Here is an 11,924-nt window from a genome sequence, read left to right on the forward strand (position 1 = left end):
CCTCCCGCCATCGGCCATGTCGGACGCCCGTGCAATTCCCATCATGGCCACGGCGCGCGTCAATTCCTATCAGCGCGGGGGATTTGCCGAGGTGATCTCGAAAAGAACTTATACCCTAGCCGGAGACGTCGGCGCAACGACCTCTTTCTTTGCATGAGAATTCGATGTGAAGGTGCCGAACTCGCTGACGTAAACGTCGTAACTCCGGTACTGTCCAGCGCCATGGCAGCGACGAAAGTCGATCAATATTGTCATGTGACGGCGCGTCGGTCGTGCGGTGCGGTCGTGAGGGGTGAGCAGTGAAGAATGTCGACCGGGCACCGTTGACCACAGTTCAGGCCGACATCTGGGTAGCTGGTCGACTATGTCCGGAGCTGCCCCAGTTCAACGTCGGGGGATACCTGCGGTTCACCGGGCCCGTTGACCTCGAACTGATGCGTACCTGCATGAATCGGGCCGTCCTGCGGAACGACGCGTTGCGGCTGCGTTTCGAGGAAGAGGACGGTGAGCCCTATCAGTGGGTCGAGGACGAACCGCCGGTAATTGCCACCATCGACTTCTCGGAAGACGTCGACCCCCGCGCGGCCTGCCATTCCTGGATGGCCCGGTCGTTCGACCGCCCGTTTCCGTTGCGCCGGAGTCGAATGTACGAACTGGCGCTGCTCGTGGAGAGCGAATCGGTCACCTACGCGTACCTCAATGCCCATCACCTCGTCACCGACGGCTGGGGCGGGCGGCTGCTGCTGCAGCAGGCGAGCGAGGACTACGCCCGCCTCCTGCGCGCCGGGGCGGGCGCCGAGGAACCGCCGTCGTCGTCGTACCTGGCCGTGGCCCGCGCCCGAGCCGAGCGCCCGCGACCGGCCCCCGGGGAACGGGACCGCGAGCACTACCGCGCCGCGCTGGCGGGCGTCGCGCCGGCCCTGTTCCCGCGCCGCGCGACCGGCGGCCCGGCTGGCGACAGCCCGATCGACAGCGCCCCGGCCGGCGACAGCGCCCCGGCCGGTGCGAGCGGCCCGGCCGGCGGCCGGCCCGCCACCAGCGGGCGGCACAGCTTCTCCATCGACCGGGCCCTGGTCGACCGGATCACCGCCCGGGGCGAGTCCCCGTTCACCGTCGTCGCCTCCGTCCTCGCCACCTACCTCGCCCGGATCCACCGCACCGACCGGGTCGTCCTCGGCGTACCCCTGCTCAACCGCCGGACCCACGTCGAACGCCGCACCGTCGGCCACTTCGCCAACGAACTGCCCCTGCCGGTCCGGATCGACGGCGCGCGACCGCTGGCGGACCTGGCCGCCGAGGTGCAGACGACCCTGCGCGCGCTCTGGGCCCACCAGGGACTGTCCCGGGGCGAGCTGCTGCGCGGCGTGGCCCTGCCCGACGGCGGGCGGCAGCTCTACGACGTGACCCTGTCCTGGATGCGCTGGCCCCGCCCGGAGCCGGTCCCCGGCGTCGCGCAGCGGACGATGGTGCGCAGCCGGCTGCACGACGGGCACGTCCTCGCCGTGCTCGTCAACGACTTCGACGACGGCCCGCTGACGGTGGACCTCGACTACGCCCCCGACGTGTTCGACGCGGACTTCCCGATCGAGGCCCTGGGCCGGCACGTCGTCACGCTGCTCCGCAACGCCCTCGACCGACCCGACCGGCCGCTCGCGCAGACCCCGATGCTGCCCAAGGTCGAACGGGACCGGCTCACCCGGGGGCTCAACGACACCCGGGCCGACCTGCCCGACGACCTGACGGTGCACGGCCTGTTCGCCCGGCGGGCCGCCCGCACCCCGGACCGGACCGCGCTGGTCGTCGACGGCACCGACGAGACGGTCAGCTACGCCGACCTCGACGCCCGCGCCAACCAGGTGGCCCACGCCCTGCACGACGCCGGCGTCGGCCGGGGCGACCGGGTCGCGGTCCTCGCCGACCGGGGGCCGGGGCTGCTCACCGCGATCCTGGGCACGCTGAAGGCGGGCGGGGCGTACGTCGCGATCGAGCCCGACCATCCCCAGGCGCGGCTGCGGCACCTGCTCACCGACAGCGGGGCCCGGGTGCTCGTGGTGACCGGCGACACGCCACCTCCGCCGGTCGGCCCCGGGGTCGCCGTCTGCCACCTCAAGGCCATGACCGACTGGCCGACGACGCCCGTGCCACCGGTCGCCGACGGCGCCGACCTCGCCTACGTGTGCTACACGTCGGGCTCCACCGGCCGGCCCAAGGGGGTGCTGATCGAGCACCGCTCGGTGGTCAACCGGCTCGCCTGGATGCAGCGGCGCTACCCGCTGACCGGCGACGACGTGCTGGTGCAGAAGACGCCCGTGTCGTTCGACGTCTCCGTGTGGGAGCTGTTCTGGTGGGCGCTCGCCGGGGCCCGGCTGGTGCTGCCCGAGCCGGAGGTGCGGCGGGACCCGGCCGCGCTGAGACGTACGGTCGCCCGGCAGGGCGTCAGCGTCGTCCACTTCGTACCGTCGATGTTGGGGCCCTTCCTCGACCTGCTCGCCGACACGCCCGCGGCCCGCGCGGACGCCGCCGGCCTGCGGCTGGTCTTCGCCAGCGGCGAGGAGCTGCCGCCCCGGCACGTCGACCGGTTCCACCGGCTGCTGCCCGCCGGGCCGCCGGCACCCCGGCTGGTCAACCTGTACGGGCCGACCGAGGCGACGGTCGACGTCTCCCACTACGAGTGCCGGCCCGACCCGGCCGGGCGGACCGCCCGCGTGCCGATCGGCCGCCCGATCGACAACATCCAGCTCTACGTGCTCGGCCCCGGCGACGAGCCGCAGCCCGTCGGCGCGCCCGGCGAGCTCTGTGTCGCCGGGATCGGCGTCGCCCGGGGCTACCTGGGCCAGCCCGAGCTGACCGCGCAGCGGTTCGGCGTCGACCCGGTGACCGGCGGCCGGCTGTACCGCACCGGCGACCTCGCCCGCTGGCTGGCCGACGGCACCATCGAATACCTGGGCCGTCTCGACGACCAGGTGAAGATCCGGGGCAACCGGGTCGAACCCGGCGAGGCCCGGCACGCCCTCGCCGCCGTGCCCGGCGTGCGGGAGGCGGTCGTGGTGGCCCGCACCGACCCGGCCCGGGGCACCCACCTCGTCGGCTACTACCGGGCCGACGCCGACCTCGACCCGGCGTGGCTGCGCGCCCAGCTCCTGCACGGACTGCCCGACTACCTGGTCCCCGCCCTCTTCCGCCGGCTCGACCGGATCCCGCTCACCGCCCACGGCAAGCTCGACCAGGCCGCCCTGCCCGACCCGGCCGCCGGGTCCGCCACCGACTCCGCCCCCGACCCCGCCGTCGGGCCCATCGCCGGCGGCCCGCCCGCCGGTGCCGCCCGCGCCGACGCCGGGACCGGGCCGGGCCCCCGCGACGAGGTGGAACGCACCCTCGCCGCGATCTGGGCACGGGTGCTGGGGGTGCCGTCCGTCGGCATCCACCAGGACTGGTTCGCCGTCGGCGGCGACTCCATCCTCGCCCTGCGGGTCGGCGCCGAGGCGGCCCGGCACGGCCTGCACGTCACCGTCGCCGACCTGGTGGCCCGGCCCACCGTGGCGGCGCTGGCCGCCCACACCCGCGCCGCCGCGCCGCCCGCCGGTGGGCAGGACGCCCCGCCGGAGCCGTTCGGGCTGGTGTCGCACCTGGACCGGGCCGCGCTGGGCGACGCGCAGGACGCCTTCCCGGCGACCCGGCTCCAGCTCGGCCTGCTGTTCCACGGCAGCGAACGCGAGGACGCCACCGCCTACCACGATGTGTTCCGCTACTCGCTGCGGCTGCCGTGGGACGAGGTCGCGTTCCGCGCCGCCCACGCCCGCCTCCTCGACCGCCACCCGGCCCTGCGCTCCTCGTTCGACCTGGGCGGCTGCTCCGAGCCGCTCCAGGTCGTCCACGCCCGGGTGACCGGCGGCCTCGACGTCGCCGACCTGCGCGACCTCGACGCCGCCACGGCCGACGCCGAGGTGCTGGCGCACATGCGGCAGCGGCGCCGCCACCGGTACGCGTTCGACCGCGCCCCGCTGCACCTGATGCGGGTGCACCTGCTGCCGTCCGGGGCCGTCGACCTGGTGTTCAGCTTCCACCACGTGCTCCTCGACGGCTGGAGCGTGGCCACCGTCGTCGGTGACCTGCTGCGGACCTACCTGCGCCTGGTGGGCGTCGACATCGACCCGCCCCGGGCGGCCGCGCTGCCCTCCCCGGCGGCGTACGTCGTCGAGGAACGCCGCGCGGTCGACTCCGTCGCCACCCGCGACTTCTGGCGGGCCCGGCTCGACGGCGCGGAACTCACCCAGATCGAGGGCTGCCGCCAGTACGAGCCGCCCGGCGACGAGGAGACGATCATCCGGCACGTCCCGCTGCCCGACGACCTCCAGGACCGGGTACGCGGCTTCGCCGCCGCCCACGGGCTGCCGGTGAAGTCGGTCCTGCTCGCGGCGCACTGCCTGCTGCTGCGGCTGTACTCCGGTGCGGCGGACGTCACCACCGGCCTGGTCACCCACGGCCGGCCGGACCGGCCCGGGGCGGAACTCGTCGCGGGGCTCTTCCTCAACACGGTGCCGCTGCGGGTCACCCCCGGCGCGCGTACCTGGCTGGAACTGGTCCGGCAGGTCCACGGGCAGGAGCGGGAGTGCCACCCGCACCGGCGCTACCCGCTGCACGCCATCGTCGGCGACCGGGGCGGCGAGCCGGTCTTCGAGACGGCCTTCAACTACGTCCACATGCACGTGCTGACCCCGCTGCTCCAGCTGCCCGAGGTCGAGCTGCTCGGCTTCGACACCTGGGAGGAGACCAACTTCACCCTGCTGGTGAACGTGTTCGTCAGCCCCGTCGACCGGCGCGTGTCGCTGCGCGTCGACGCCGACGGGCGCACCCTCACCCCGGCGCAGACCGACCTGCTGATCGACGCGTACCTGCGCATCCTCGCCCGGATCGTGGCCGACCCGCAGGGCGAGCCGGACTTCGGCTTCCTCGCCGCCGCGCCGCGGCCCGCCGGCCCGCCCCTGGAAACCCCCGGCGACGTGGGACGCCGCCTCGCCGCGCACGCCCGGCGCACCCCGGACGCCGTCGCGATCACCTTCGACGCCGAGGCTGCCTCCGACGGCCCGCCGCAGCGGTGGACCTACGCGCGGCTCGACGAGATGGTCGACCGGATCGCCGTCGGGCTGCTGCGCGCCGGGGTACGGCCTGGCCAGCTCGTCGGGATCGCCCTGGACCGGTCGCCGGAGATGATCGCCGCGATCTACGGCATCGCGCGGGCCGGGGCCGCCTGCGTCCCGCTGGACGTGACGTATCCGGCGGAGCGCATCGCCGCGATGGTCGAGCAGGCCCGGCCGGCGCGGATCGTGACGCACCGGCGGCACCGGGGCCTGGTCGGCGACCCGTCGACCGTCCTCGACGTGGCCGACCTCCTCGCGGGGCCCGCAGTCACCGACGAGGCCGTGGTGCTGCCCCGGGTCACCGCCGACGACCTGCTCTACGTCCTGTTCACCTCCGGCTCGACCGGGGTGCCCAAGGGCGTGGCGATGACCCACGGCGCGCTCGACAACTACCAGGCGTGGCAGATCCGGGCGGCCAGCGCGGCGGCCGGCGGCACCACGCTGCAGTACGCCCCGCTCAGCTTCGACGTGTCGTTCCAGGAGATCCTCACCACGATCAGCGCGGGCGGCACCCTGCGGATCATCGACGAGGACCTCCGGCGGGACGTGCCGGCCCTGCTGCGGCTGCTCGACCGCGAGTCCGTCGCCCGGATCTTCCTGCCGTACGTCGCGTTGCAGCAGCTCGCCGAGGCCGCGGAGCTGCTCGGCATCCACCCCCGCGCGCTGCGGGTGGTGATCTCCTCCGGCGAGCAGCTGCGGGTGACCGCCGAGATCCGGCGCTTCCTGGCCGCCCTGCCGGCCGGCGCGGTCCTGGAGAACCAGTACGGGCCGACCGAGACGCACCTGGTCACCGCGTACCCGATGACCGGCGACCCGGCGCGGTGGCCCAACCTGCCGCCGATCGGGCCCGCCATCGACGGGGTCGAGATGCACCTGCTGGACGAGCGGATGCGGCCCGTGCCGACGGGGGTGACCGGCGAGCTGTACTACGGCGGGATCCAGGTCACCCGGGGCTACCACGGCCGGCCGGGCCTCACCGCCGAGCGCTGCGTGCCCAACCCGTTCGGCCCGCCCGGCAGCCGGCTCTACCGCACCGGCGACCTGGCCCGCTACCTGCCCAACGGGGACCTGATCTGGGTGGCCCGCACCGACACCCAGACCAAGATCCGTGGCTTCCGGGTGGAACCCCTGGAGGTGGAGATGGCGGTCATGGAGCTGGCCGCGGAGTACCCGGGCATCCGCGAGGCCGCCGTCGTCGCCCGCCGCCGGGAGGGCGTCGACTCCTACCTCGCCGTGTTCCTCGTCGGCGACCCGGACGCGGTCGACCTGGCCGACGTACGCGGCCGGCTGCGCGCCACCCTCCCCGAGCACCTGGTGCCGGCGCGCTGGCAGTGGCTGCCGGCGATGCCGCTGACCCCCAGCGGCAAGCGCAACGACCGCGCCCTGCGGGAGCTGCCGCTGGAGCTGGCCGAGGCGCCCCGCGTCGCCCCCCGCGACCGGTACGAGCGCGTCGTCGCCGACATCGCCGCCGACCTGCTGCACCTGCCGGCCGTCGGCGCGCACGACAACCTGTTCGAGCTGGGCGGCACCTCGCTGACCGCGATGCGGCTGGTGGTGATGCTGGAGAAGCGGTTCGGGGTGGCCGTGCCCGTCTCGGCGTTCGTCGCCACGCCGACCGTGGCGGGCGTCGCGGCGCTGCTGCGCTCCGGCGGGGCGGACCTCACGTTCGACCCGCTGGTGCCGATCCGCGCCCGGGGCGACCGGCCGCCGCTGTTCCTGGTGCACCCGCTCGGCGGTAACGTGCTCTGCTACGTCCCGCTGGCCCGCCACCTCAGCCCCGACCAGCCCCTGTACGCGTTGCAGGCCGCCGGGGTGGACGCGGGCACCGAGCCGCTGCGTACCGTGCCCGAGCTGGCCCGCGCCTACCTCGACGCGATCCGCCGGGTCCAGCCCGACGGCCCGTACGCCATCGGCGGCTGGTCGTTCGGCGGGGTGGTGGCCTTCGAGATGGCGCGGCAGCTCCGCGAGAGCGGGGCCGGGGTCGACCGGCTGATCCTGCTCGACCCGATCGCCCGCCGGTCCGGCGACCCGGTGCCGGTCGCCGACGACGTCCTGCTCGACTGGTTCTTCTGGGAGCTGATGCGGCTCGGCCACGACGGGGTGCCGACGCGCGGCGTGCCGGCCGAGCTGACCACACCCGAGGCGAAGCTCGGCTTCATCGCGGGCCGGGCCGGCGAGAGCGGGGTGCTGCGCCCGGGCAGCCCGCGCGGCTCGGTGCGCCGCCTCTTCGCGGTCTTCCGGGCCAACTGGGAGGCGATCATCTCCTACCGGCCCGAGGTCGTCGACCAGGACCTCACCCTGCTGCGGGCCGCCGACCCGCTGCCCGCCGTGCTGAAGCCGATGCACGACCTCGCCGGCACCCTGCACCTCGACCCGCGCAACGGCTGGGGCGAGCTGACCACCGGCCGGGTCGACGTGATCGACGTACCCGGCGACCACCTGGTGCTCATGGACGAGCCGTACGTGGCCGAGGTGGGGCGGCGGATCACCGGGCTGCTGGCGGGGGACACCCCGGCCCGCCGGCCGGTCGGGGACGCGCGATGATCGCCCCCGCCGGCTCCGGCGGCCCGGCCCGCGCCGCCGGCTCGGTGCAGGCCATCGGTTCGGGCCGCGCCGCCGGTTCGGGCCGCCGTCGGCCGAAGGCCATCATCGTCGGCGCGGGCATCGGCGGCCTCGCGGCGGCCGGCGCGCTGCGCCGCGTCGGGGTCGACGTGGAGATCCACGAGCAGGCGTCGGAGCTCCGGGCGGCCGGCTCGGCGCTCTCCCTCACCGCCAACGCGCGCGTCGCGCTGCGCTGCCTCGGCATCGACCTCGACGTCGAGCGGCGCGGCCAGGTCTACCCCGAGCTGCACTTCCGCACCGCCACCGGGCGGCCGATCAGGACCGTCCGGTTCGCGCACCTCGGCGACCGGGTCGGTGCGCAGAACGTCGCCATCCACCGCGGCGAACTGCACCGGGCCCTGCTCGCCGAGGCCGGGGACCCGCCGATCCGGCTCGGGTCCGCCGCCCGCCGGTTCCACCGCCACCACGGTGGCATCCGGGTCGAGTTCGCCGACGGCACCAGCGCCGACGGCGACCTGCTGATCGGCGCGGACGGCTTCGGATCGGCGGTACGCCGGCAGCTCGTCGGCCCCGAGCGGCCCCGGGAACCCGGGTACGTGTGCTGGCTGGCGACCGTCGCGTACCGGCACCACCTGGTCCGCGAGGGGTACGCCGCCCACTACTGGGGGCGGGGCCAGCGGTTCGGGTTGGTGCACCTCGGCGGCGACCACGTCTACTGGTGGGGCACCCGCAACATGCCGCCGGAGGCGGCCCGCGACTGGCGCGGCGGCCGGGACGAGATCCTCCACGCGTACGCGGGCTGGGCCGACGAGGTGGTCGCCACCGTGGCCGCCACCGCCGACGCGGCGGTCATCAGCGTCCCCGCCCGGGACCGCCCCGCCCTGCGGCGCTGGGGCGACGGCGCGGTCACCCTGCTCGGCGACGCGGCGCACCCGATGCTGCCGAGCCTCGGGCAGGGCGCGGCGATGGCGGTCGAGGACGCGGTGGTGCTGGCCCGGTGCCTGGCCGGGGCCACCGACCTGCCGGGCGCGTTGCGCCGCTACGAGGCGGCCCGCCGCGACCGCACCCGGCGGATGATCCGCCAGGCGCACTCGCTGAGCCGGATCGAGCAGCTCGCCAGCCCCGCCGGGGACCTGGCCCGCCGCGCGTACCTGCGGTGGCTGCCCACGCGTCTGGTCGACCGCCGCAACCTGGCGGACCTGACCTTCCCCGACGCCCTGCCGGCGGCCGGGCGGTGAGCCCCGCGCGTGGGGCCCACCGGGCGCTCAGCCCGCTGGAGCGCTGGTACTGGATCGCCGACCAGGTCTCCCCGCTCAACGTCATCGCCCGGGTCCGGGTGAGCGGGCAGCTGCCGCCGGAGCTGCTGCGGGCGGCGCTGGACGAACTCCAGGCCCGCCATCCGCTGCTGCGGGTGGCCATCGCGACCCGGCCGGACGGCCGGCGACCCCGGTTCGTGCCGACGGACCGGCCGATCCCGCTGCGGCGGGCCGCGCCCGGCCCCGACGGTGCCGCCGACGCCGGGCTGCCCGCCGCCCCCGGCGTGCCCGCCGATCCCGCCGCCCACGCCGCCTCCGCCGACCCCGACGCAGGCTGGCTGCGCGAGGTCAACGAGCGGGAGCTGGCCGACCGGGTCGACTGGCGGGCCGGCCCGCTCTGCCGGGCCGTCGTGCTGACGACGGGTGTTGCGCCCGGGGACGTGCACGACCTGATCCTGACCCTGCCGCACTGCGTGGCCGACGGCACGACCGCCCTGTCGCTGCTGCGCCAGTGGATCGAGCACGCCGATCGGCTGGCCGCCCAGGGCCCGCCCGGCCCGGACGGCCGAACCCCGGTCAGCGCCGAGCCGGCCCTGCCACCGGCCGAGCGGATGTTCCCCCGCCGGTACCGGGGCGTCACCGGCGCGCTGCGCCTCGGCGGGCAACTGCTGCGGGACCTGTACGCGGTGCGCCGGCACCGGCCGACCCGGGTGACGCCGAGCCGGTTCGTGCCGTTCACCGAGCGCCGGAGCCGGCTGCTGCACCGCACGCTCACCGCCGAGCAGGTCGCCGCGCTGGCCCGGGCGTGCCGCCGGGAACGGACCACGGTGCACGGTGCGCTCGCCGCCGCCATGGTCCTCGCGGTCGCCGCCGAGACACCCCCGCCCGCCCCGGGGCACGTGGCGATCGGCTCCCCGGTGGACTTCCGGGCCGCGTTGACGCCCCCCGTGCCCGAGCGGGCCGTCGGCGCGTACGTCGCCACCGTCCCCTCGTTCGTGCCCTACCGGCCGGGCGTGTCGCTGTGGCAGGTCGCCCGGTCGATCAGCGGCGACCTCGCGGGCCGTCGCCGCCGGGGCAGCCACTTCGCCATGGTCGACCTCGTCCGCCTCTCCTGCCCGCCGTCGGTCGCGGCCAGCGGCCGGTTCGTGGAGCTGACCGAGCGGACCGGGCCGGTGAACCTCTGCCTGTCCAACCTCGGCCGGTACGACTTCCCGGACCGGATCGGGGCCTGGCGGCTCGGCGGGGCGCAGTTCGTCGCCGGGCTCTCCGTCTGCGGCTACTTCGTCGCCACGGCGAACACCAGCCACGGGGAGCTGGCCTGGAACTTCGTCCACGTGCCGGAGGCGGTCCCGGACGCCAGGGCGGCCCGCCTCGTCGCCGCCTGCGTCGACGCGGTGCTGGCTGAGATCGGCGAGTCGGCGGCCGGGACCGAGGAGACGGTGGCCGGGGCCGCGGCGGTGCCGGCCGGAACCGACAGAGGGGCGGGAACATGATCGGGGCCGGACGGCGGATCGACGCGCGGGGCCGGGCGGTGGTGGTCACGGGCGCCTCGTCGGGGCTCGGCCGGGAGGCCGCGCTCCACCTGGAGCGGGTCGGTTTCCGGGTCTTCGCCGGGGTGCGTGACCGGGCCGCCGCCGACGACCTGGCCGCCGCCACGGCCGGGCGGCTCACCCCGCTCCGCCTCGACGTCACCCGGGCCGACCAGATCCGGGGGGCGACCGACGAGGTGGCCCGGCAGGTCGGCGCCGGTGGCCTCTGGGGGCTGGTCAACAACGCCGGCATCAGCCTGCCCGGCCCCCTGGAGTGCGTACCGCCGGAGCAGCTGCGGCGGCAGCTCGACACCAACGTGGTCGGCCAGGTCGCCGTGATCCAGGGCTTCCTCCCGCTGCTGCGCACCGGCCGGGGCCGGATCGTGAACGTCACCTCCGGCCTGGGCCGGGTCGCCCTGCCCTACCTGGGCGCGTACGCGGCGGCCCAGTTCGCCAAGGAGGCGGTCAGCGACAGCCTGCGGCGCGAGCTGCGGCCGTTCGGGATCGCGGTGTCGGTGGTCCAGCCGGGGGCGATCCAGACGCCGATCTGGGACAAGGTCGTCGACGCCGGGACGGAGACGATGGCGCGGGCGGCGGGGCGGGCCGGCGACCTGTACGCGGAGCCGTTCGGTCGCTTCCTCGCCCGGCTGGCCGCGCAGGCCCGGCGCAGCGGGACCACCCCGGCGGACTTCGCGCGGGCGGTCGCCCGGGCGCTGACCGCCGCGCGGCCGAGGACCCGGTACCCGGTCGGCGCAGACGTGCGGTTGGGCAGCCTGGCCGCGCGCCTGCTGCCCGACGCCCTGCTCGACCGCAACTTCGCCCCGCTCGTGCGGTCCCGCCCCGCGCCGGGCGGTGCGGTCCCGCCCCTCGCCCCGACCAGCAGTGAGGACTGACCAGCATGGACGCCGACCAGCAGGCCCGGACCCAGGCCCAGGCCCTGTTCGCCCGCAACCTGGAGTTGATCTCCGAGGGGCGGATCACGGAGTGGGTGGAGCTGTTCGACCCCGAGGGGGTGCTGGAGTTCCCCTACCCCCTGCCGGGCATCCCCGCGCGGTTCACCGGCCACCGCGAGCTGTACGAGCACATGAAGGACTTCCCGAAGCAGTTCGACGTGCGCTTCTCCGGCCTGACCTTCCACGAGACCACCGACCCGGAGCTGGTGATCGCCGAGTTCGTCGGTGCCGGCCGGGGCGTCGTCACCGGCCGGCCGTTCCACCAGGTCTACATCTCGGTGGTGCGGTTCCGGGACGGGCGGATCGTCCACTTCCGGGACTTCTGGAACCCCCTGGCGACCATCCGGGCCGGGCTGACGATCGGGCACGCCTGGCGTGGCCTGGTCGACCTGCTGCGGCCCGCCGCACGCCGCCGCCCGAAAGGGCCGGGCCCCGGTCGGGGGTGACCGTGGTCCCGCCACCCACTGGGTGGGGACGGACGGGGGG

5 protein-coding genes are annotated in these 11,924 nt (G+C 75.7%); all 5 read left to right on the plus strand.

Going from position 1 to position 11,924, the window contains the following annotated elements:
• The first annotated feature begins 299 nt into the window (after positions 1–299).
• From TK50_RS05710 to TK50_RS05730, 5 genes are read left to right on the plus strand one after another with little or no spacing between them, the layout of a single operon-like run.
• A complete protein-coding gene (locus TK50_RS05710; RefSeq protein WP_043961779.1) occupies positions 300–7,682 on the plus strand; it encodes an amino acid adenylation domain-containing protein in 7,383 nt (2,460 codons plus the stop codon).
• Positions 7,679–8,938 carry an FAD-dependent monooxygenase gene (locus tag TK50_RS05715; RefSeq protein WP_082106195.1) on the plus strand — a complete coding sequence of 420 codons (1,260 nt, stop codon included), beginning with the start codon at positions 7,679–7,681 and terminating at the stop codon, positions 8,936–8,938. Before TK50_RS05710 ends, TK50_RS05715 begins: the two co-directional genes overlap by 4 nt.
• The gene (locus TK50_RS05720) at positions 8,935–10,449 is read left to right on the plus strand and encodes a phthiocerol/phthiodiolone dimycocerosyl transferase family protein (RefSeq protein WP_052503634.1); all 1,515 of its coding nucleotides are present in this window, start codon (positions 8,935–8,937) and stop codon (positions 10,447–10,449) included. The genes TK50_RS05715 and TK50_RS05720 overlap by 4 nt, the downstream gene beginning before the upstream one ends.
• A complete protein-coding gene (locus TK50_RS05725; RefSeq protein ID WP_043961780.1) occupies positions 10,446–11,378 on the plus strand; it encodes an SDR family oxidoreductase in 933 nt (310 codons plus the stop codon). The genes TK50_RS05720 and TK50_RS05725 overlap by 4 nt, the downstream gene beginning before the upstream one ends.
• A gap of 5 nt (positions 11,379–11,383) precedes the next feature.
• Positions 11,384–11,884: a nuclear transport factor 2 family protein gene (locus TK50_RS05730; protein ID WP_063838550.1), complete on the plus strand. Its 501-nt coding sequence runs from the start codon at positions 11,384–11,386 to the stop codon at positions 11,882–11,884.
• Positions 11,885–11,924 lie beyond the last annotated feature (40 nt).

Origin of the sequence: Micromonospora haikouensis (assembly GCF_000876225.1) — a bacterium.
Lineage (GTDB): Bacteria > Actinomycetota > Actinomycetes > Mycobacteriales > Micromonosporaceae > Micromonospora > Micromonospora haikouensis.